This is a genomic window from Acinetobacter sp. ANC 4173, assembly GCF_004331255.1.
Taxonomy (GTDB): Bacteria; Pseudomonadota; Gammaproteobacteria; order Pseudomonadales; family Moraxellaceae; genus Acinetobacter.
Genome location: NZ_SJOF01000003.1, coordinates 222179 through 245216, shown reverse-complemented (window position 1 = coordinate 245216; position 23038 = coordinate 222179). Strand labels below are relative to the sequence as shown.

The window sequence follows — 23038 nt, the reverse complement described above, 5'->3', positions numbered from 1 at the left end:
AATGTTTGTAAGTGATGAAGCCGTTCCAGCACCTCAGGAACAATTAAAATTCCTTAAGCATATCCAGCAAATTTTGCAGTCAGGGACTTTTACTTCAACCTATAAGTTTGCTTTGCTAATGAGCATTACTCGACTTGCAATTGAACAGGGACAAGATACGGGTGCAACACTCCGTCTAGACTATTTGGATATTGCTGAAAAGTTTATTGATCTTTATTGGAAACAGTCACTGCCATTTCAGTTCAGCCAATATGAACCTTTTACCATTCAACAAAGTACAGGTAAGCAAGCAAAGATTATCAATGAAATTCAGAAAGCGCAGCAGCAATACAAAACAATCGCCGTTGCAAGAAGAGATTCAGTTTTTTGGTTAAAACTCAGGAAATCAGTTGCAAGTACGGTGAAGCAAATGCCAGTTATGTATTTGCAAAATCTAAATGGGCAAACTTTCGAATTTCTCTACCACTTGAGTGACTCTAAGGAAGCTCTGCAATTATTGCCAAAAGCGATGTACTGCTTAAGGCAATTCAGTGAAATTATTGAAGAACTGTGCCAGAAACGTTGGATTGATTTTATTCGACTGAATAAACAGAACCTTGTTGTCTTAGATGGTCTGCCTGATTTGGATGAATTTATGTTTGCTCCCAACCGTAGCCAATTGGGACAAGTTGCAAGTTTTCTGATTGACTTGCAAAAATGTCAGTGTTTCTACTGTGGGAAAAGCCTTAAAAATAATAAATACGCAGTAGATCACTTTATTCCCTGGTCACTTTACCCAGCAGATACTGGACATAATTTTGTGCTGGCAGATGACAAATGTAATTCACAAAAAAGTAACTATTTGGCTTCAGAAGAGTTTTTGAATCAATGGTTAGAACGTAATCATTTACATGATCGACTGATCGGTCAAGAGATTTCTCAACTAGGTTTTTTAACCGATATGCAGCGTTCACATCGGGTAGCGGATTGGGCATATGGTCAGGCAAAAGAAAATGGATATTTATTGTGGAATTTAATTTGAAAGAGCCGTATATCAGCAATAATCTTATTCATTGATATTGGATAAATAAGAGATTTTTTGTGTTCAATGTTTTTGTATCTGTCATGATTTTAAAGGTAAAAAATGAAAAAACGTGGTCGTCAAATTCGTCTGTTCTATGTGGATGGGCAACATAATGGTATTGTTAGAGCCGAGCTAATGAATTGGACAGGCTATGTATATGCAGCACCGAGAGCAAGTTTAAAACAACTGCTTGAGAAAGAAGATGCACATGGTTCTGGAATTTATTTTCTTATCAGTAAGTCTCAAGAGCTTGAAGGTAAATACAATGTTTATGTTGGAGAAACCGTCAATGGAATTCAGAGAATGCAACATCATGACTACAATAAAGATTTTTGGGATACAGTCATATTAGTTCAATGTAAGGATACGACACTAACTAAAACTCATTGTGCGTATTTAGAATATCAGGTTTATAAATTTATTAAAGAAAAAACACTATATAAAATTGAAAATAAACAAGAAATAAAAAATTATGCTGGAAAGTTATCAGATGCTGATATTTCAGATATGGATACTTTCTTAGATAATTTAAGTTTTATTTTACCTGCATTAGGAGTCGACTTACTTACGCCAGTGGTAAAAATTTCAAGTCAGTTAAATACTCAATTGGCTAATACTATAAATGAAAGAATAGAGGCAGAATTTTTTGTTTTAAGCCGTGATAAAAAAGTAGATGGAAAAGCTTATATAAAAGATGGAGTTTTTTATGTGAGACAAGGTTCTATTGGTAAGGAACAGCAGACTTCTTCTCAACATAATTTCATAATAAATCAACGTCAATCTTTGATAGATAAAGATATGATCCGAGTGATCGATGATAAAATTGAGTTTACCCAAGATGTATCTTTTACAAGTACTTCGACACCTGCTGCAATGTTATTTGGCCGTCCAACATCAGGACCATCTACTTGGAAGCTTTTAGGTCAACCTCAAATTAGTTATAAGGATTGGGAGGAAATTCAAATTAATTCTCGTTAGTTGGTATGAAAAGAGATCTTTTTACTTTTAGATTGGAAAGTCATGTCTAAATAATTGATACATTATTAGATTTTTTCCTTTTAGTGATCTTAAACCAATATAATTGTTCTTATTTTATCCAGCTTTTTCAAATGTCAGAAAATCACTTCGTTACCCAGCTCTTAACTTTATCAGAGATTTTTACAAATAATTTTTTTCAGATCCCTGATTATCAAAGAGGATATGCTTGGGATGAAAAGCAGATTGATGAATTATTGAAAGATATTGATCATCTTCTTTTAGATACTTCAGCCGTAAGGCACTATACAGGTACACTTGTTTTATCACGGATTAAAAATCAGTCTAATCAATATCATATTGTAGATGGTCAACAGCGATTAACTACGTTGGTTATTTTTTTTAAATGTATTTCTCTATTTGCTAATAAAGTGGAAAAAGAAAGCATTACCGCCAAATATCTAATACGAGGCACTATAGGAAATGACCAATTTGTATTAAAGCTAAATATGGATACTCGGAAATTTTTTGAAAAAGTAGTATTGGCTGATGCTAATTTAGAAAATTGTCCAATTACATTAGAGTCACATGAGCGCTTGTTAAATGCTCATAATTTGATTACCAAATGGTTATCTCAACAGACTTCTTCAGGAGTTGCTACTGAGCAGATTTTAAATATTTTAGAAGATAGATTAGGTTTTTTAGTTTATTCGCCTGTAGAAGACGCTGAAACAGGTATCATGTTTGAAGTTATTAATAACAGAGGCAAGCAGCTCAGCGAATTAGAGAAAGTAAAAAATTATTTAATCTATTGTTCTATTAAGCTCTCAGCCTTGTCATTAAGAGATGAAATTACAGAACACTGGTCTGATATTTTACAATCATTGAATAAAGCCAAGAAAACATCACCAGCTGAAGAAAGTTCATTTTTAAGATATTGTTTAGTTGTATTTTTTAAAATGAATAAAACTGATAGTCAGTATGGGTATGATGTTCTTAAGGACAGAATAAAAATAGATCAATGTTTGCAGTCCAGTGAAAAGAAAAATCAAACAATAACCAAACTACAAGAATTTATTCAGTTTTTAAAATTAGCTGCAAAGTGGTATGAACACCTTTATGCTCCTAATTATGTCGGTTTAGACAAGACCATAAAACCACTTATTGAAAACATTAGAGCCCAAAATGTCCATGCTTCAATCATGCCTTTATTCCTAGCACTGGTACTAAAAAATAAAGGAAAAGGAGAGATTCTTGAACGTCATCTTCAATTATTGGAAAAATTAAATTTTCGAGTCTACATTGCTAACGGTATGACATTCAGGAAAGACACAGGACAAGGTGATTTGTATCAGTTTGCAAGTAAATATTACTATGGAAACTTATTAAATTATTACAATTCGGAAGATAATAGAGCAATTGGCAATATTACTCTAATAAATGATGATCAAGTACTTGAGTATTTACTTGTAGATTTCACACAACGTCATGCACACGATGGATGGTTTGAAGAATCTTTTCGTTTAGATAATAAAAGTCCATTTGATTTTTATGGGTGGCGAGGGATTCGCTACTTCTTAATGAACTATGAGTCTTCTTTACAACCTAATAAGACTATTAATATAGATAAGATTTTAAAGAGTAGATCATCTGGAAAAACAAATGATTACTTGTCTATAGAGCACTTATGGGCAAAACAAAACCGAAATTTTGATGGTCAGAATTGTAGAGAAATCGACTATTATCAAAAAAGAAGACTTGGAAATTTCGTTTTACTTGAACTCCGATTAAATATTCAAGGTAACGATGATGATGTATGGATCAAAGCAGATCGATATCTTGAAGGGTTTGAACGGGAAGTCCCAACAGATTTATATCATGTACGACTAGCAGGAAAAAGTGTTCGGAAAACTGTTAAAGCTATGTGTGATGTTAAGAAAACTATTAATTATTACTCTGATTTTTATAATGAAATTATTGATGAGCAAGAAGAGCGTTATATTAAATTTGCAATGAAAAGATGGTCTTTAAAAGGGTATATAGGTTATAAAAAATATCAAGAAGAATTAGAAAATTAAAGCGTTATACTTTGCAGTACGTTAAAAAGTGAAAATTTTATTGCATAAGTTTCAATTCTATCGTACATTAATCTCACGCAGTAAAAACTCAGTACGAGTTCTACTGCGTGATTTGAAAAGTTAGGATTTGGCGATCAGATAACTTTTCAAAACAAAATCCACTATCACAGGAGACTTTGTTAAACAGATTATATCTGAAAAATAACAAAGTACTCCAAGTTTATTAAAGGAAGGACTATGGAGACTAAATTAAAAAATATTGCTGAGATTTATACAGGGTTTACACAACGCCCCCTTGAGAAACCAGCAGTGACTTTTGATGTAAAAGCAATTCAAATTAAAGATTTATCCAAAGATCAAGTAGTTATTTCAGAAAATCAATGGTCAGAACTTGAATGGGCTTACGACTCAAGACCTCAATATTTGAAATATAACTCGATTATTGTGGTCGCTCGTGGAGAGCCAAAAGCCTATGTATTCAAAGGTAATGAATCAGATCAAGTTGTTGTAAGTAATCAATTTATCGTCGTGAATTTGAATGTTGATAACATAAAACCCGAATTTTTAGCTTGGTACTTTAATCATTCACAAGCAATGCGATCTTATTTTGAAATGAATAGTCGAGGATCATTGCTGATGATGCTCAGTATTTCGACCTTAAAAGAAGCGGAAATAGTTATTCCTTCTATGTTTCAACAAGAAGAGATTCTTCGACTTGCCGAAGAAGCACACAATGAAGCTTTAATATTCAAACAATTGACAGCTTTAAGAGCCGAATACAATCAAGCGAAGAGCGAACAAATTTTAGTGCAAGCCAAAGTGGCGCAATAAACCGAATTTTTGAATTGGAGAAATGAAAATGACAAATGAAGTAAATCAACACTCACAACATGGCAAAATTGTAGGATTAGTCTGGAGTATCGCCAACATTATTCGTGGCCCTTATCGTCCACCGCAGTATCGTCGTGTGATGTTGCCATTAATTGTATTAGGCCGTTTTGATGCAATTCTTGCACCGTATGCAGATGAAATGAAAGCATGCTATGAAAAAGCTGTGGCGAATTTGCAAGACAAAAACCCAAATGTCTTTTTACAAAAGCAGTTGAGCCAAATTGCGGATAAAAATCGTAAACAAAATCTTTATAACATCAGTGGTTTTAATCTACAAAAACTGTTGGATGATCCAGATCAATTTACGGCAAATTTAACAAAGTATATTGATGGTTTTTCACCTAAAGCAAAGGATATTTTTGCCAAGTTTGAATTTGCTAAAGAAATTGAAAAACTTGATGATGCAAACCGCCTATATAAAGTCTTCCAAGAGTTCCGTAATGGTTTGGTAGAGTCAGGTTTAAGCCTTGCGCCTAGTAGCGTGAGTAATCTACAAATGGGCTACCTATTTGAAGAGTTAGTACGTAAGTTTAATGAACAGGCAAATGAGGAAGCAGGGGATCACTTTACGCCTCGTGAAGTGATTGAGCTGATGGTGAATTTAATCTTTGAAGAAGATCAGGATGAGCTTGTTAAAGCAGGTGTGCACCGTAGTATTTATGATCCTACGGCGGGTACGGGCGGGATGTTGTCTGAATCAGAAAAATTTCTTAAGAAATACAATGACAAGATTAGCCTTGATATGTATGGACAAGAGTATAACCCTGAGTCATACGCCATCTGTTGTTCTGACTTGTTGATAAAAGATGAACCTGCTGAAAACATTGTGTATGGTGATACGCTTGGTGTGAAAAATGCCAAGGAAAAAGATGGTTATGTTCCGCGTGATGGTCATGCAGATAAAGACTTTCACTATATGTTCTCAAATCCTCCTTTTGGTGTGGAATGGAAAAACCAAAAAGAATTTATTGATGAGGAAGAGAAGCAAGGCTTTTCAGGTCGCTTTGGTGCAGGCTTGCCACGTATCAATGACGGATCATTATTGTTCGCTCAACACATGATTTCTAAAATGAAAGCTTCGCCTGAAAATGGTGGTGAAGGTTCACGTATTGCTGTGGTATTTAATGGTTCGCCCTTATTTACAGGTGATGCAGGCAGTGGTGAAAGTAATATTCGTCGTTGGATTATCGAAAATGATTGGCTTGAAGCGATTATCGCTTTGCCTGATCAGATGTTCTATAACACAGGTATTTATACTTATATCTGGATTATTTCGAACAAAAAATCTGAACAGCGTAAAGGTAAAGTACAGCTCATTGATGGTACTTCGCATTATCAGAAAATGGCTAAAAGTTTAGGTAATAAGCGCCATGAATTGTCTAAAGATCATATTGCTGAACTGACTAAGTTTTATTCGAAATTTAAAGATCAAGACACGAGTGCATTGATCCAAACCAAAGCTGGTGAAGCGAAGGTGTGTTCAAAGATTTTTAATAATCAAGATTTTGGTTACTTGAAGCTGACTGTAGAACGCCCATTGCGTTTGAACTTTACAATTTCTGCTGAACGTATTGCTTTGTTGGATGAACAGTCCGCATTTGCAAGCTTAGCCAAGAGTAAGAAAGTCAAAGATACTGCTGAAATTTCGAAAGAGGAGCAAGCAGGTCGTTTACAACAGGAAGCGATTAAGAAGGCACTTACAGCAAAAATCTCTGATCAGGTTTGGAAAAATCGTGATGAATTTTTAAAAGTACTTGATCCAATTCTAAAAGGATTAACTTTTAAGCTTGGTGCACCTGTGAAAAAAGCGATTTTGGAAGCGTTGTCTGAGCGTGATCAAACTGCGGATGTCTGCAAAGACAGTAAAGGTAATATTGAGCCTGATACTCAGTTGCGGGATACGGAACTTGTTTCATTCCCTGACAATTTGACTTTGCCTTTGCCTGTAAATTATGACAAAGAGCCTGACTTGTCTGAGTTATTGCCATTGGTTACAACGCACTGTGAAGCCTATTTAAAAGCTGAAGTTTTACCGCATGTGGCTGATGCGTGGATTGATTATAGTAAAACCAAAGTGGGTTATGAAATTCCAATCAACCGTCATTTTTATGTTTATGAGCCACCACGTCCTTTAGAGGAAATTAAGTCTGAGATTGTTCAGCTTGAGCGTGAGATTATGCAGATGTTAGGAGGTTTGTCTGCATGAGTCAGTTACCACGTTACGAAAGTTATAAGGATAGTGGCGTGCAATGGTTAGGGGAAATCCCTAGCCATTGGAAATGCTTGTCTATTAAGCGTTTGACTTTAGTTAAACGCGGAGCTTCTCCTAGGCCAATTGATAATCCAGAGTATTTTGATGATGAAGGTGAATATGCTTGGGTTCGAATAGCAGATGTAACAGCTAGTGATAAGTATCTCTTAGAAACTACTCAGCGATTGTCTGAATTAGGAAATTCTTTGAGTGTGAAAATGCAACCTGATTCAATATTTTTAAGTATTGCAGGTAGTGTAGGAAAACCCATTATCACTAAGGTTAAAGCTTGTATCCACGATGGATTTGTTTATTTTCCTGATTGGAAGGAGTCCATTAATTTTTTATATTATATTTTTGCATCAGGACAACCTTATTTAGGTCTAGGAAAACTTGGTACACAATTAAATTTAAATACAGATACTGTCGGAAATATCAAAATTGCTTTGCCACCATCTGATGAACAAGAAGCTATTGCAGATTTTTTAGATAAACGTCTTGCCCAAGTTGATTCTCTGATTACGAAGCAAGCAACCTTACTGGAAAAGTTAGCTGAACAACGAGTCGCTTTAATTTCTCATGCGGTGACTAAGGGCTTAAATCCTGATGTGGAGATGAAAGAAAGTGGTATAGAGATTTTAGGTAATATTCCACAACAATGGAAAATTAAAAGGTTAAAATTTCTTTTATCGGAAAAGCTGAAATATGGTGCAAATGAATCAGCTGAATCCGAGGATAAAGAAAATCCACGATATATACGAATCACTGATATTGATGATTCTGGAAATTTGAAGGATGAAACATTTAAATCTCTAGAGTTCGAAAAAGCAGAGGAATATCTATTGGATGACTTAGATATTTTACTAGCAAGAAGTGGGGCAACAGTTGGTAAAAGTTATCTTTACAAAGCTGAATCAATAGGTATTGCCTGTTATGCGGGTTATCTAATTCGTGCTAGGTTAGATCAAGAAAATTATAATCCTGAATTTGTTAATTATTTTCTTCAATCTAAACAATATTGGGATTGGATTAGTTCCATTAATATCCAAGCTACGATTCAGAATGTAAGTGCTGAAAAGTATAATGATTTAACTTTGGCTATTCCTCCCTTGGAAGAGCAAAAGCAATTAATTGAATATTTAAAAAATGAAGATGAAAAGTTTAATAGCGCTATTGGTAAAGGCAAAAAACTCGTTCATCTTTTAAATGAATATCGCTCAACCTTAATCACGCAAGTGGTGACAGGGAAGATCGATGTTCGAAATCTTAAACTAAACTAAAAAATCATTGGGTCATATTTTTTTGGGGAAATGCCATGCATAGCGAATATTATTTTGAACAAGCCATCGAACAAAGCTTAACAACGGCTGGCGGTTATGTAAAAGGCAACCCGAAAGATTATGACCCAAGAATTGCTCTATTTCCTAAAGATGTCGTTGCCTTTATTCAAGCGACGCAACCAAAAGTTTGGGAGAAAATCCATAACTCGTGTAAAGATGAAACAGCAACTCGTATTGTCAATGATTTAGCACATGCATTAGATACCGAAGGTGCTCTATCAGTTTTACGTCAAGGCTTTAAATGCTTTGGTAAAAAAATCAAAATGGCATACTTTGCACCCAATACCAGCATCAATAAAACTACCCAAGAACAATACGATGCCAATGTCCTTAAATGTACACGTCAGCTTCATACAGAATTTAATGAAATTCCTGATATGGTGCTTTCACTCAATGGTATTCCATTAATCACGCTTGAACTTAAAAATGAGTTTTCAGCATCGGGTTGGAATGTTGAAGATGCCAAAATTCAATTTAAAAAAGAGCGTAATGCAAAAGGACGTTTATTTGATTTTAAAAAACGTACCTTGGTTCATTTTGCAGTAGATACCTGCGATGTCTATATGACCACGAAGTTGGATGGAGAAAACACCTTTTTTCTACCTTTCAACAAAGGTTATCTAAATGGTAAAGGTAATCCACCTGTAGAAGGTGATGTACGCACGCATTATCTGTGGACTGAAACTTTAGCTCGTCATAGTTTTATGGAAATCTTTGCGCGCTATATGCATTTGAGTGTAGAAACCAAAAAAATTAGAACTGAAACTGGTTTTCGATATATCGAAAAAGAAACCATGATTTTCCCACGTTACCATCAATTAGATGCTGTGCGTAAACTCACAAAACACAGTAAAGCCAATGGTTCAGGTCATAACTACTTAATTCAGCATTCAGCAGGTTCAGGTAAGTCAAATACCATTGCTTGGCTCGCACATCAATTGGCATCGATGCACAATGCAGATGATCAGAAAATTTTTAATTCTATTATTGTGATTACTGACCGTATTGTACTTGATCGACAGTTACAAGAAACCATTGCACAGTTTGAGCATAAAGATGGTGTCGTGCAAAAAATTGATGAAAACACCCTACAGCTCACCAATGCCTTGGCTTCAAATGTACCTATCATTATTACCACTATCCAAAAATTTCCATACATCATGCAGTCGATTCGCACCCAAGCGAAAAAAGGAATTACTGTTGATTTGAGTACAGAAGGGAAGCGTTTTGCAGTGATTGTAGATGAAGCTCATAGCTCGCAAGGTGGGGAGACAGCACAGCAACTGAAGCAGATTCTAAATAAAGATGGGATTGAAGCAGCAATCGCCCAAGAGTTTTTAGATGATGGCGATGAGGATGAAAGTGAACTCACAGATGATGTGAAAAAGCATTTATTTGCAGAAGCGTCAAAACGTAGTCGCCAGCCTAACTTAAGTTTTTTTGCCTTTACTGCTACACCAAAATGGAAAACGCTTGCTTGCTTTGATGAAGCGGGTGATAACGGCGAAGCCCCGTTTCATCATTACAGTATGAAACAGGCAATTCAGGAGGGCTTTATTTTAGATGTATTGGCAAACTACACGACCTATGGGCAGTACTATAAATTAATCAAAATTGCTGACAATGATCCAGAACTTGCAAAGAATAAAACCAAAGCTTTGATGGCTCGTTTTGTTTCAATGCATCCAAGCGTGATCGCTCAGAAAGTAGAAATCATTGTCGAGCATTTTAGAACAGTGACGATGCACCGAATTGGTGGTCGTGCCAAAGCAATGGTTGTAACGAATTCTCGTGAACAAGCAGTACGCTACAAGCTTGCTTTTGATGAGTATATTAAAGAAAAAAAATATACAGGGATTAAGTCTTTAGTCGCTTTTTCAGGGAAACTAGAGGTTGATGGTACTGAATATACAGAACCTAAAATGAATGGTTTTAAAGAAACTGAATTACCTGATCAATTTGACACAGATGATTATCAAGTGTTATTGGTTGCTGAAAAATATCAAACAGGCTTTGATCAGCCTTTACTACACACCATGTTTGTAGATAAGAAACTATCGGGAATTCAAGCAGTACAAACCTTATCTCGTCTGAACCGTTGTACTTATGGTAAAGAAGATACTTTTGTATTGGACTTTGTGAATACCCATGAAGACATTTATAAAGCATTTAAACCATTTTACGAGTTGACTAAACTTGGTGATATTCCAAATGAGCAAAAGTTGAATGAGCTTGGTCATACATTGGATCAATGGAAGTTTTACTTTGAAGTTGATTTAAATGAGTTTGCCAATATTTGGTTTAAGGATAGAAGCAAGCTAACAGGGCATGAACATAAACAGTTGAATAGTATTATTGACCGTGCTGTTGATAAATATAAGAAAATTCATCCTGATGATCTTGTACATCAACAAGAGCAACAAAAACTATTTAAAAGCCAATTACAAAGCTATTTAAATTTATATCTCTTTGTCTCGCAAATCATGGACTTTACAGATTCAGAGCATGAGCAACGATATGCGTATTTAAAAGCTTTACTACAAAAGTTGCCTAAAGGCTCTAAAGAAAATGAAGTTGATTTATCGAAAATTGTTGAACTTCAATTTTATCGCCTACAGAAGTTAAGTGAAAATAGTATCGATTTAGGGCATGGTGAAGCGAATGCCTTGAAAGGTTCAACGGATGTGGGAACAGGGCAGGCAGAATCTACTGATAATGTATCGCATCTGATTGATGAGTTGAATGAGGCGTTCGGTACAGACTTTACAGTAGCTGATCAATTGTTCTTTGATCAGGTTGAGCAAGCAGCTATCGAAAATGAAGAAATTGTACAAGCAGTGAACGCAAATTCTTTAGACAGTTTTACAGAGTACTTATCTGGAAAGTTGATTGATCTGTTTCTTGTTCGACTTGCAGGAAATGAGGAAGTCTGTAATAAGGTTATGAGTACAGATGAGTTGCGTAAAAAAGTTGCTAAGCGATTGGCAAAGCATATTTATACACGGACGAAAAAGAAGGTTTGAAAATAATTCTATTTAAAATTCACGTCAACTTGTGCCGTATTGTTGTGAGTGTTTATAGACAGTATTGCACAGTTAATTTATGTTAGCATAAGAAAAGGTCAAATGGGCGTAGAGGAGGGGATGTAATGTCAATGCGTATCGACACTAACACATTGAATTATTATGTTCAAAATGCCCAAATTTCTTTGAGTGTTTTAAGAACCAAAATTAATAATTTAGATCAAATTTTAAGTGGAGAAAAACAGCCAACTTTTAATCAGTTATCTGAAATAGCAAAAAAAATAAATGTTCCAACAGGTCTCTTATTACTAAATAAAACTATTGATATTGACATCAAACGATTGGACTTTAGGACACTTGAGTCTGATTCAATCGATGAAGCAAGTGAAGAGTTAAGAGATACCATTGCAGAAATGGAAGTCAAGCAGGAATTTTTGAAGAATGAAATTACTGACAATTTAGATTTTGTGGGTCAATTTTCTATTGATTCCAATTTTCTAGAGGTAGCTAAAAAAATACGTAATAAGCTGGAAATTCCTTTGTTTTTCCAGAATCAAGCGGATAATCCATTAAATTATCTACGTGATAAGATTAATGGTATAGGCGTATTTGTTTTTTTTAATGGTAAAGTGAAAGACAATACACATCGTCCTCTAAGTGTGAAAGAATTTCGAGGGTTTGTATTACTTGACCATAAAGCACCTATAATTTTTATTAATCAAAAAGATACTAAGAATGGTCAACTCTTTACATTAGTACATGAGTTAGTGCATATTTTTGTAGGTACTGAAGAAATATTTAACATTGTAGATACTGGCGATTACCAATTTGATCGAACTGAAGCATTTATAAATAAAGTAACAGCAGAAATCTTAGTTCCTCAAGAGATTTTCTTACAGCTTAATTCAACCGATAGTAATTTTTTAGCTAGAAAATTTAAAGTCAGTGAATTTGTAATTGTTAGAAGACTATTAGACTTAAATAAGATAACACATGACGAATACCAGAATCGGACTAGATATCTAAAGAAAAATCTTGAACGTTTATTACCAAGTGATTCTAATGGTGGAAGTTATACAAATAACATTAGATTTCGAGTTGATAATAAATTTTTCAAATATGTTATGAATGCAGTAAATCATGATCGTATTTCATATACAGATGCATTTAATATTGTAGGTGTTGGTTTCAAAGGATATAAAATTTTGATGAATAGAGGTGGCAATGACTAAGTATTTATTGGACACTAATATTTATATCAACTTTTATGAAAGATATTATCAATTTGATTTTTTTCCAAGTTTTTGGGAGAAAATTAAAGTAATCATCAATTCACAAGTAGTACTTCCAGATATTGTTGTTAATGAACATTATCAAGATGAAAGTTTTAAAAAATGGCTTGAAGAAAACTTTACAGGAGCTTCTTGTAAATACAAAGATTATGCTGATTTATGGAGTGAAGTTATCCAACATATTGCAACTCATGACTGTTATAGTGAGAAAGCGTTAACAAATGACAAAAGTTGGACACATGAAAAAATAGCAGATGGATGGTTGATCGCAATTGCAAAAAAAGATAATTTAGTGATTGTAACAAGTGAAACGAAAAATATCAGTTTAAATAAAAATCAACCTTCGCAGAGCCCGAAAGTTCCTGATATTGCTAATGATCTTGGTATTCGGTGTATCAATATGAACACTTTTTTTCAAGAGATTGGTCTGAAGATTTGATAGAACTCTATTCAACAATAAGGTTACTAATGTAAAGTTTTAATATTTTAAAGAAGAGTTAAAAAACTACCCTATTAAAATCAGAAACGCCTATTACGAAGCTTCACAAGCATATACTGATCAGATTGATTTAGCACCTCTCATAGAATTTATCTTGCAGATGATTTAGATGCGATATTCAGTTCAAACGATACCGCTCAAGCTAGCGAGCAAGCCCAGCATTTTAATTTCGGAATGGGGGCAAGATGCATATAGCTTGGCTGAATTGATGCAGTTGGTTGGATTAAACCATAAGGCAACATTACAAAAGAATTATCTGAATCCCGCAATAGAAGAAGGTTTGATTGAGCGTATCATGCCAAGCAAGCCTAAAAGTCCGAAGTAAAAGTTATAGATTGAAAAGATAAAACTTTTAAGCCGAGTGGCTTTGAAACTTAAGCTTTCCTAATCTTAGGAAAAGGAATAGTTTTTTCCCTCAATCCATCAATAAAATCAGCCCATTCCTGCATCATCTTTGTTCGATATTCTAAATGCTGTGCATGGTTATACGCCTGAGAGACTGCGTTCCCAACAGTATGAGCTAACTGTATTTCAATCGCATCATGCATATAGCCTTGCTCATGTAGGGTAGTAGAAGCAAGTCCCCGAAAACCATGCCCAGTCATTTTACCTGTATAGCCCATAGTGCGAATGGCACTTAAAAGAGCATTGTTGCTTAGCGGTTTCGCAGTACTATGATTATAAAAAACAAATTGTTTGTTACCTGTGAGTGGCTGTAGAGCTTGAATGAGCTCGATAGCTTGTCTTGATAATGGGACAATATGGGGTAAAGCCATTTTCATTTTATATGCAGGAATTCTCCATAAATGATTCTCGAAATCAATCTCATTCCATTCCATGTTAATGAGTTCAGCAGTTCTCACAAAAGTTAAGGTCATAAACTGTAAAGCTGTCTTAACAAGGATATTGCCGTGATAACGATCCATTCTTTCTAAGAAAGGCGGGAATTCAGAAATATCTAAGCGAGCCATGTGCTTCACTTTACGAGGCTTGAGAGCTTCTTGAAGGTGAGGGGTTGGATCATTCTCGATTAGCCCTTTACGAATTGCAAAGCGGAAAATACGCCCAGCTAAAGGAATAGAGCGTTTAGCCATCTCTTGAGCACCGCGTGCTTCAATTTGCTTAGCACAAGCAAGGACATCTTTGCCTTTAATCTGATCAATAGGCATATTACCTAACGCAGGGAAAAGGTCTTTTTCAAATACAGATAAGTCACGTAAGTAAGTCCCTTCTTTAATAACAGCCTTACGATCTTCCATCCACTCCATAGCAAGCGCTTTGAAAAGAATGCTTTCATCAGCTTGTTGCTTCTTCTGCTTTTTCTCTTCATTGGGATTAATCCCATCTTTAAGCTTCAATCGTGCTTCATCTCTAGCACGGCGAGCCTGTGCTAGCGTAGTTTCAGGGTATGTACCAATACTGAAGATATTCTCTTTTCCATTCAAACGAAACTTCATTCGCCAATGCATTCCTCCAGAAGGAGTGACCTCTAGATACATGCCTTTTTCATCAGAGTATTTAGTCTTCTTTTCTAAAGGTTTTATTTTTCTGACTTGAGCATCTGTAAGCATGGCAATAATTCCGCAGAATTGGGGGTATAATTTTAGGGGTAAAATATTATACCCCCAGTTATACCCCCAACTACATCAAGCTTGCAATAGATCAAGTAGATTGTATGAGACGTAAAAAAAGCTTAAACCCTTTAGATTTAAGCTTTTTTAGACCTTATGAGATTCCATAAGAATTGAATTTGGCGGTGAAAGAGGGATTCGAACCCTCGAAACGCTATAAACGTTTACACACTTTCCAGGCGTGCTCCTTCAGCCACTCGGACACTTCACCATGGCGGAGGATGATATCGAAAAATATAGCCATCGACAAGGTGAAACAATTGAATTCGAGCAAAAGTTTTAGCTCAATGATATGATTCGCAAAAATAGTGTCGATAATTGAAGACAAGCTTATGCAAAGTTCTGCAAAAAAAGCCGCATTGCCTGCGATTACCATGGCAGCATTAGGGGTTGTGTTTGGGGATATCGGAACCAGTCCACTCTACGCATTAAAAGAATCTTTCCATGCTGCACATGGATTAGGGATTAACCCTGAGAATGTCTTGGGTATTTTGTCGATTATCTTTTGGACAATGACCTTGGTCATTACCATCAAATATGTCGCAATTGTCATGCGTGCAGACAACAATGGTGAGGGTGGCATTATGGCGCTACTTGCCCTGAACCTGCGCAATACCAATTTTAGTGATCGCAAAAAATTATTGTTGATTGCCATTGGCTTTATTGGGGCCTCGCTGTTTTTTGGTGATGGGATTATTACCCCTGCCATTTCAGTGTTGTCAGCAGTAGAGGGGTTGTCCATCGCGACTGATGCGCTGGATCCTTATATTGTGCCGATTGCGATTAGTGTCGTGACCGCTTTGTTTGTGATGCAAAAATATGGCACAGCTTTTGTTGGGAAATTCTTTGGTCCACTCACCTTATTATGGTTTTTTGCCCTTGGACTATTAGGCATCTCCAGCATTATTCAAACCCCTTTGGTTTTGGGAATGCTGAGTCCGCATTGGGCCATTCAGTTTATTATTACCAACCCGATGATGGCATTCTTTATCATGGGTGCGGTCGTGTTAACCGTAACGGGGGGGGAGGCGTTATATGCGGATATGGGGCATTTCGGGCCTGTTCCTATTCGTTTAGCATGGTTTATCGTGGTTTTGCCGTGTTTATTACTCAACTATGCAGGGCAAGGTGCATTATTACTGCGTGATCCGAATGCCATTGAAAACCCATTTTATTTATTGGTGCCAGAATGGGCGTTGTATCCAATGATTTTCTTGGCGACCATGGCAGCGGTTATTGCCTCTCAAGCCGTGATTTCAGGGGTGTTCTCCTTGGCACGCCAAGCCATTCAATTGGGTTATTTGCCACGTTTAAGCATTAAGCACACCTCAGATTCAGAACAAGGGCAAATTTATGTACCTTTGCTGAATTGGATTTTGCTCGCAGCGATTATTGTTTTAATTCTAATTTTCCAAACCAGTTCGCGTTTATCGCATGCTTACGGTTTGGCCGTGACCATGACCATGCTCTGCGATACTTTATTGATTGCAGTTTTCATACGTTACACATGGAAATGGAGTAAGCCAAAACTAGCATTATTGATTACACCATTTCTATTGCTGGATTTGGTCTTGGTGAGTGCCACTTCGCTGAAAGTTCTGTCAGGTGGTTGGGTGCCATTATTGATTGGCGGAATTGCATTTATGTTGTTAATGACGTGGAAAGATGGTCGTGAACTCACTTTTTCCAAGCTGCAACAAGATACACTTCCATTGGACTTATTTGTGCAGAGTATTGGTGAGCAGGCGAATTGGGTCGAAGGAGAAGCGGTGTTCCTGACAGGGACTCCAACAGTTGTGCCACATGCCATGTTACACAACATGAAGCACAATAAGGTCTTACATCAAAAGAACATCATTCTGACGGTAAAAATTCAGGATGTACCTTATGTTACCGATCAAGATCGATTCCACGTGGAAACCATGAATCAGCATTTTTATCGCGTTGAATTATTCTATGGCTTTAAAGATGAAATGAATATTCCAATGGCATTGGAAGCGGTCTATCAAGCGATAGAACTCGAATATAATTTAATGCAAATCAGCTTCTTTGTGTCGCGTGAACGGATTATTAGTACTGTGGGCGATGGCTTGGCGCCGTGGCGTGAAAAGCTGTTTATTTCGATGCAGCGCAATACCAGTCCTGTCAGTGACTTTTACCAAATTCCACCGAATCGTGTGGTGGAGTTGGGTAGTCAAATTGAAATCTGATGATTTCCCTCTTGCTTAAACATAAGCGCTAAAAATAAAAAGACCAAGGCATCGTCCTTGGTTTTTTTATGCGGATTGAAATATTTTTAGCGTCACATTAGTTATTGTGCGACTTCAGATGGAGCTTCAGCTGGCATCTGTTCCGAAGGGTTTTGCAGAGGTTGTGCTTCAAGATTTTGCTCAGATTCTGGCAGATGATTATTTGTGACGTCTGTATCTGGACTATTGATTGGCTGACTCGCAGAAGAGCTTAATTGTGGTGCTGGGGGAATGACCTGATTGGGTACGACTGCGGATGCATCCTCGATTGTATTATTCGGAGTTGCGCTCATATTCGATGCTGTAGGATTATTTTCGGTATTGAGCAAGCGTACTTGTCCAGATTGTATTAAGTCTTGAATGGATCCTGGTTGTCCATTAATCGTGGTGCTCACTTTGGCTTGTGACAAACTTTCTAGCGTTTCACCTGCCTGTACTGCGGGTTCTGCAAATGCGTTGACGCTGCTGAAACCGAGTAATAATCCAGAGGCTAAAACTGTTGCTGAAATTAAATTATGTGAAGACATCATGGCTCCGTGTTTTATGGTGATCGTTTGTTGTGCCATTACCTTGGCACATACAAAATCCGGCTGACAATTGAATCTACCCAATTGCATCGATAAGCTACTTAAACACCTGATGAAATCAGACAATTTGTTACAACCGTCACTTGCTTGTCACGATTTTGCTGAATTGTTAAACGATCAAACATTGGAACATATACTTCTACAGAAGGGCTTTGTTAAGCTCCTGTAAAATCAGTCGTTTGATAAAGCAATGGCCAGTAAGAAACGTAGTTCAAAGCAATCCTTTCCTTGGTTTTTTAATCAGCACAGTTCAAAAGTGGTGTTGGGAGTGGTTGCCGTAGGGAGTTTTGCCATTGCCTTTGGACAAGAGCGAATTAGCCAGTTTTTATCTTTACCGAGTGCATCAAACTCGGCCTGTCTCGATCAGTTTTATCGAGAGGTTCCCCCTTATTTAAACAAAGAAAGCCTCCAAAAGCAGAGCTATGCCTTATGCTTTAACGGCTTTAATGTCATGTATTCAGGCGTGTCTAAAACACCACTTTGGGTGGCAGAGGCCTTAACACCACAGCGTTTAAGTCAAAAAATTCCACGTGAAGATAGTTTTCACGAAGAAGAACGCATTCCAATGCAATATCGTGCGACTTTGTCGGATTATCGTGGCTCTGGCTATGACCGAGGGCATATGGCACCGAATGCCGATATGCCGAATAAAACCTCGCAGTTTGACAGTTTCTCTTTGGCGAATATGGTACCGCAAGCACCTAAAAACAATCAGGAAGTGTGGCGTAAACTGGAAGAAGCGACACGTGCCATTGTGACCAAACACCAGACCACTGTGTATGTGGTGTCGGGTCCAACCTTTACCAGCAAAAAATTAAAAGTGATTGGACAAGGCGTTATGGTACCAACCGCCGTGTATAAGGCGGTGTATATTCCAAAAACAGGAGCAATTGGGGTGTATTACGCGCCAAACAATAATTCGCAAGAAGTGAAAATTGTCAGCGTCTGTTATTTGGAAGAACAAATTGGGGTCAATTTATTCCCGCAACTGACCGAAGAGCAAAAGCGGAATACCTATCAGTTACCGCTGACCGCGACTGCGGTGAAAGCCAAACAAGACATTCCGTATTCGCATTGGGACGCAGAAAGCCAGTGTGCAGAAGATATTTCTGCGGAAAAGATTAGCGCAGCCCAAAAGAGCTTTAGTGCTGGCGGCAGTAAAGCCACTTCAAATTCGACCCCGAGTCTGGATGCAGACACGCAAGATGCGATTGTGAAACAGTTGATTGAAGCGTTATTGCAGTATATCTTGCAATTGGTGAAGTAGAAAAAGACCTATCCATTTGAAGTATTGGCTGCGAGGTGATTATGTTTAAACCTTTCGAAAATGGCACAGAATCACATGCAATTCATGATTTAACCCTAGAAAATCAATTAGATCGGGTCAATATTTATGGCAATTTGCAAATAGGCAAAGATCAGGCAGGTTTAGCCGCAGCAAAAGCTTTGCAAGCTTATTTAAATGCGATTGTGGCAAAGTTGGAAGCAGAACCAGACTTACCAGAACAAATCATTGATGCTGCGATTCAGGACGTTGAAAACCCATTTTTATAAATACTCAAACCGGAATAAAGCCCGTTGATCCTAAGATCAACTGGCTTTATTTTTAGGGTGCGGTTTTACTTTGCGCAACAAATGTATAAATTGAACTGCCGATGACCGCACCTAGAATTGGAGCAAGCCAGAATAACCACAATTGTCGTAATGCTTCAGTCTCTGCGAACAAGCGCCCCTTGTGCTGTGGGCGGGATTCACCGAGGTATTGGTAACAGGAATACTGATTAAGTGGATGGGTGTTAGCGCGAGACCAATTGAAATTGATGCGAAACCTGCGGGTGCTCGTTTATCCGTAGCCCCCATAATCTCGATGAAGAAAAACGCCGTCAGTAGCACTTCAATAAGCAGTACTGAAAGTAAGCTATTCACTTGAGTGGCCAGATCAGGCAACAGGTCTTTGCCAGCGAAGCGTTGTCCAGACCCCATAAGCCCATACTTACTGCTGGTTTAAAATGTCCGTCAGAGATAAAGGCATAAGCACCCGTTAAGACGGTTAAACCCAAGGCGAGCGCAACGCCCGAAAAAACCAATGCCAAGTTCAGGAAAAGCTGTAGCAAAGATGGTACTGCCACAACCACCGAAGACCAACTAAAATGTGCCGAGTAGTTCGGCAATATATTTATGCATCTTGATCTCCAGTGTTATTCGTGATGATTAATTTTTGTTCTAAAGCACAACAGTCTATCTTTAACGAAAAATATAAAATGACTCAATGTAGAGGTGATTAAAAAAATGTGCTTATTTTTATAAATACTTATATTGTTTGAAGATATTGTTTACGGAACTGTTGAGGGGTGTTCCCAGTCCAAAGTTTAAACGCACGTTGAAAAGCACTTTGCTCGGAGTAACTTAACAGCAAGGCAATCTCTTGTAAGCTCAGATGTGGGTCTTGTAAGTATTGCTCTGCTAACATTTGCCGAACTTGCTGGGTACGTTGTTGATAATTACTGCCTTGTGCTTGTAAATAACGTTGTAGCTGCCGCACTGAAATATTCAACTGTTGAGCAATCACATCAATTTGGTATCGGTTTTTCTGTAGACCCGTCAAGATGGCTTGCTGGAGCCGTTGATCCAGTTGGGTTGAATGTGGCAATTGCTTTAACAGCGCCTGTGCTTGCTGCATCAATAATTGTTGTAAGGTGTGGTCGCCTTGTTGCAAGGGTTTATTTAATTCGGCAACTGGGAGCAAGACTTGCGTGACAGGTTGTGAAAAGCGCACTTTACAATGAAAAAACTGTTCATATAGTCGACTATTTTTAGGTGAGGTATGACGGAAATGCACTTCATGCAGTTGAATAGGCTGCGCAGTCATATTTTGATTTAAGAACTGTACCATCAAGGCAATCGCAATTTCGTCGGTGAGTTGCGTGGTCAGATGCTCTGGTAATTCACCCCAGCGAATGGCAAGGTAATCAGTAGATAGATCAATCTGTAGTGGACTACCATCATAAATCAGACGATGAAAATCATGATAACGGCTGAGGGCTTCGCCCAAAGTGTCACAGGCGAGGGCGAGATAAGCCAGAATGCCCAAATGTTTCGTTTGTACATAGGTGGAAATTTCTAAACCGAGGGCGGGACGAGGCACTTGTTGCTGTAATTCATTCAACAACTCATGCCAAATACGATAATCAAAGCGTTCGAGGTTTTGCACTTTCAGCAATTGCGGCTGAATCACAAGACCTTGGGCTTGGCTATAGGCATACAACAGGTGTCCCAGTCCACCATAGACGGAGCCTGTATAATCATTCAGGGTAAGCATCATCTGTTTTTGTTGTCGTGATTTGTCAATATTAAGCGTGTGGATGGTCAATATTTATCACATTCAGTTTTCTATATTCAAGTTATGAATGGAGAAATAAATTATGTGGAAAGGATTTTTAGCAGGATTGGTCGTTGCAAATGGTTTTGAATGGGTCGCGCATAAATATCTGCTGCATGGTACCCATCGTGCAGGTCAGCCTCGTTATAGCCCTGTGTCTTTAAGCATGAAATCGCATTGGGAGCATCATCGAGAGGTACGCAAACAGCAATTTCATGATGATAGCTATGTAGAGGGCTTGCCACATTGGCGCACCAAAAATGAAGTGATGTCATTACTGGTTGCCGCAGGGGTCAGTAGTGCCTTGTTTTATCCTATTTCAAAAGGGATGGCAGCCGCAGCGGTGTATAGTGCCTGTAATTATTTTTATATTCATCGTCGAGCGCATCTGGAACCTGAATGGGCCATGAAGAAAATACCGTGGCATTATGATCATCATATGAATGCCAATCAGGATGCCAACTGGTGTGTGACCAAGCCATGGTTTGATTATTTATTGGGCACACGAGTGATTTCGGCTGCGAATTTGCAAGAGCAGAATCCATTGGGTATTGCATTGCCACAAGTGTTCGCCAAGCGATTGAATCAAGTGATGCAACGTTATTTTCCTGCCAAATGGGTAGAGAAAAATAATGTGGTGACTGGGTTAGCGCTAAAAACTGAGGCAAATGAAGCTGTGCCGCCGCAAACATCAGTGGCAATAGGTCAATAATTTTGGCAGCAATCATCCTGCTTGATGATGTTTAAAATCTTTTGATTGGTTTCTGGATTTACAGATCAACGAATGTCTGTAACTTGGTTTAAGTGTTGAGCCATCTAGCCTAACCAAGTGCGCTGAAATGTCTTGGTGTATCGGGAGTCGTGAAGACTCCTTTTTGGAGGATAGGCATATAAAAAAGAGCGCTCTAGGCGCTCTTTTAGATCATGAAATACCTGCTTAAAGGCGCATTTCAATGCCTTGTGCTGCCAAATATTGTTTCGCTTCAGGAATGGTATGCTGCCCAAAGTGGAAAATAGATGCCGCCAGTACTGCATCGGCACCGCCTTTTAAAATACCGTCCGCCAAATGTTGCAATGTTCCTACACCACCAGAAGCGATGGTCGGAATGGTCACACGGTCATTAATGGCACGCATCAGCCCAAGGTCATAACCTGCTTTGGTCCCATCGGCATCCATTGAGGTGATTAAAAGCTCACCGGCACCGTAGCTGGCCATTTTCACTGCCCATTCAATCGCATCAATCCCGGTTTCTTTACGACCGCCGTGGGTGAAAATTTCCCATTTGTTTTCTGCGGTTTTTTTCGCATCAATCGCAACCACAATACATTGTGCCCCAAAGCGTTGTGATGCTTCTTGGACAAACTCAGGGTTATAAATGGCTGCGGAATTAATACTGACTTTATCTGCACCCGCATTTAATAATAAGCGAATATCTTCGACTTTACGGACACCACCACCGACTGTAAGCGGAACAAACACGCTTTCTGCCATACGTTCTACCGTACGGTAAGTGGTGTCGCGTCCATGATGTGTAGCAGTAATATCAAGGAAGGTAATTTCATCGGCACCTTGTTCGTTATAGCGACGGGCAACTTCAACTGGGTCACCTGCATCGCGAATATCAAGGAATTGCACACCTTTCACCACACGACCGTTATCAACGTCGAGGCAAGGAATAATACGTTTAGCGAGCATAATTTTTTCCAATAATTACAGCCGATTATGAAACTCACCTACACAAGCGCTACACCTTGGTAGATTGAAACTGTATTCTATCAA

The 23038-nt window shown here is 37.9% G+C and carries 17 protein-coding genes, 1 tRNA gene and 2 pseudogenes; 14 read left to right on the top strand and 6 right to left on the bottom strand.

What is annotated here, in order from left to right; genetic code table 11:
* Nucleotide 1 precedes the first annotated feature (1 nt).
* From E0H94_RS05885 to E0H94_RS05840, 10 genes and pseudogenes are all read left to right on the top strand, one after another.
* Nucleotides 2–1021 carry an HNH endonuclease gene (locus tag E0H94_RS05885; protein ID WP_131325545.1) on the top strand — a complete coding sequence of 340 codons (1020 nt, stop codon included), beginning with the start codon at nucleotides 2–4 and terminating at the stop codon, nucleotides 1019–1021.
* A gap of 102 nt (nucleotides 1022–1123) precedes the next feature.
* Nucleotides 1124–2041: a GIY-YIG nuclease family protein gene (locus tag E0H94_RS05880; protein WP_131325544.1), complete on the top strand. Its 918-nt coding sequence runs from the start codon at nucleotides 1124–1126 to the stop codon at nucleotides 2039–2041.
* 131 nt (nucleotides 2042–2172) lie between these two features.
* Nucleotides 2173–4116: a DUF262 domain-containing protein gene (locus E0H94_RS05875; RefSeq protein WP_131325543.1), complete on the top strand. Its 1944-nt coding sequence runs from the start codon at nucleotides 2173–2175 to the stop codon at nucleotides 4114–4116.
* A gap of 237 nt (nucleotides 4117–4353) precedes the next feature.
* Nucleotides 4354–4947: a restriction endonuclease subunit S gene (locus E0H94_RS05870; RefSeq protein WP_131325542.1), complete on the top strand. Its 594-nt coding sequence runs from the start codon at nucleotides 4354–4356 to the stop codon at nucleotides 4945–4947.
* Nucleotides 4948–4975: 28 nt separating this feature from the next.
* On the top strand, nucleotides 4976–7213 hold the full coding sequence (locus E0H94_RS05865) for a type I restriction-modification system subunit M (RefSeq protein ID WP_131325541.1): 2238 nt from the start codon (nucleotides 4976–4978) through the stop codon (nucleotides 7211–7213).
* The gene (locus E0H94_RS05860; RefSeq protein ID WP_131325540.1) at nucleotides 7210–8538 is read left to right on the top strand and encodes a restriction endonuclease subunit S; all 1329 of its coding nucleotides are present in this window, start codon (nucleotides 7210–7212) and stop codon (nucleotides 8536–8538) included. Before E0H94_RS05865 ends, E0H94_RS05860 begins: the two co-directional genes overlap by 4 nt.
* Nucleotides 8539–8573: 35 nt before the next feature.
* Nucleotides 8574–11621: a type I restriction endonuclease subunit R gene (locus tag E0H94_RS05855; protein WP_131325539.1), complete on the top strand. Its 3048-nt coding sequence runs from the start codon at nucleotides 8574–8576 to the stop codon at nucleotides 11619–11621.
* A gap of 125 nt (nucleotides 11622–11746) precedes the next feature.
* Nucleotides 11747–12853 carry an ImmA/IrrE family metallo-endopeptidase gene (locus E0H94_RS05850; protein WP_131325538.1) on the top strand — a complete coding sequence of 369 codons (1107 nt, stop codon included), beginning with the start codon at nucleotides 11747–11749 and terminating at the stop codon, nucleotides 12851–12853.
* Entirely contained in the window at nucleotides 12846–13352 is a 507-nt protein-coding gene (locus tag E0H94_RS05845) for a DUF4411 family protein (protein WP_131325537.1), read from the top strand. The genes E0H94_RS05850 and E0H94_RS05845 overlap by 8 nt, the downstream gene beginning before the upstream one ends.
* Nucleotides 13353–13434: 82 nt before the next feature.
* Nucleotides 13435–13759 (top strand): annotated as a pseudogene (locus E0H94_RS05840) (Fic family protein); the annotation flags it as partial.
* Between the two features lie 27 nt (nucleotides 13760–13786).
* Here E0H94_RS05840 and E0H94_RS05835 read toward each other — a convergent pair.
* Nucleotides 13787–14983 (bottom strand): tyrosine-type recombinase/integrase, encoded by a 1197-nt coding sequence (locus tag E0H94_RS05835; protein ID WP_120368112.1) that lies wholly within the window; start codon nucleotides 14981–14983, stop codon nucleotides 13787–13789.
* 180 nt (nucleotides 14984–15163) lie between these two features.
* Nucleotides 15164–15254 (bottom strand) — tRNA-Ser (locus E0H94_RS05830).
* A gap of 121 nt (nucleotides 15255–15375) precedes the next feature.
* Here E0H94_RS05830 and E0H94_RS05825 point away from each other — a divergent pair.
* Nucleotides 15376–17253 carry a potassium transporter Kup gene (locus E0H94_RS05825; RefSeq protein WP_131325536.1) on the top strand — a complete coding sequence of 626 codons (1878 nt, stop codon included), beginning with the start codon at nucleotides 15376–15378 and terminating at the stop codon, nucleotides 17251–17253.
* A gap of 101 nt (nucleotides 17254–17354) precedes the next feature.
* Here the strand turns inward: E0H94_RS05825 and E0H94_RS05820 are convergent, their stop codons facing one another.
* Complete coding sequence (locus E0H94_RS05820; RefSeq protein ID WP_131325535.1) at nucleotides 17355–17858, bottom strand: hypothetical protein; 504 nt, start codon at nucleotides 17856–17858, stop codon at nucleotides 17355–17357.
* 211 nt (nucleotides 17859–18069) lie between these two features.
* Between E0H94_RS05820 and E0H94_RS05815 the strand changes: the two genes are divergently transcribed.
* Both E0H94_RS05815 and E0H94_RS05810 read left to right on the top strand, forming a co-directional pair.
* Nucleotides 18070–19146 carry a DNA/RNA non-specific endonuclease gene (locus tag E0H94_RS05815; protein WP_131325534.1) on the top strand — a complete coding sequence of 359 codons (1077 nt, stop codon included), beginning with the start codon at nucleotides 18070–18072 and terminating at the stop codon, nucleotides 19144–19146.
* A gap of 41 nt (nucleotides 19147–19187) precedes the next feature.
* The gene (locus tag E0H94_RS05810; RefSeq protein WP_131325533.1) at nucleotides 19188–19433 is read left to right on the top strand and encodes a hypothetical protein; all 246 of its coding nucleotides are present in this window, start codon (nucleotides 19188–19190) and stop codon (nucleotides 19431–19433) included.
* Between the two features lie 52 nt (nucleotides 19434–19485).
* On the opposite strand, the pseudogene E0H94_RS05805 reads toward E0H94_RS05810, so the two are convergent.
* Nucleotides 19486–20024: pseudogene (locus E0H94_RS05805) on the bottom strand (aquaporin).
* A gap of 166 nt (nucleotides 20025–20190) precedes the next feature.
* Entirely contained in the window at nucleotides 20191–21198 is a 1008-nt protein-coding gene (locus E0H94_RS05800) for an AraC family transcriptional regulator (RefSeq protein WP_131325636.1), read from the bottom strand.
* A 103-nt stretch (nucleotides 21199–21301) separates the two neighbouring features.
* Here E0H94_RS05800 and E0H94_RS05795 point away from each other — a divergent pair, with 103 nt between their 5' ends.
* Nucleotides 21302–21970 carry a sterol desaturase family protein gene (locus E0H94_RS05795; RefSeq protein WP_131325532.1) on the top strand — a complete coding sequence of 223 codons (669 nt, stop codon included), beginning with the start codon at nucleotides 21302–21304 and terminating at the stop codon, nucleotides 21968–21970.
* Between the two features lie 225 nt (nucleotides 21971–22195).
* Here the strand turns inward: E0H94_RS05795 and hisF are convergent, their stop codons facing one another.
* Complete coding sequence (hisF, locus tag E0H94_RS05790) at nucleotides 22196–22954, bottom strand: imidazole glycerol phosphate synthase subunit HisF (protein ID WP_131325531.1); 759 nt, start codon at nucleotides 22952–22954, stop codon at nucleotides 22196–22198.
* Nucleotides 22955–23038 lie beyond the last annotated feature (84 nt).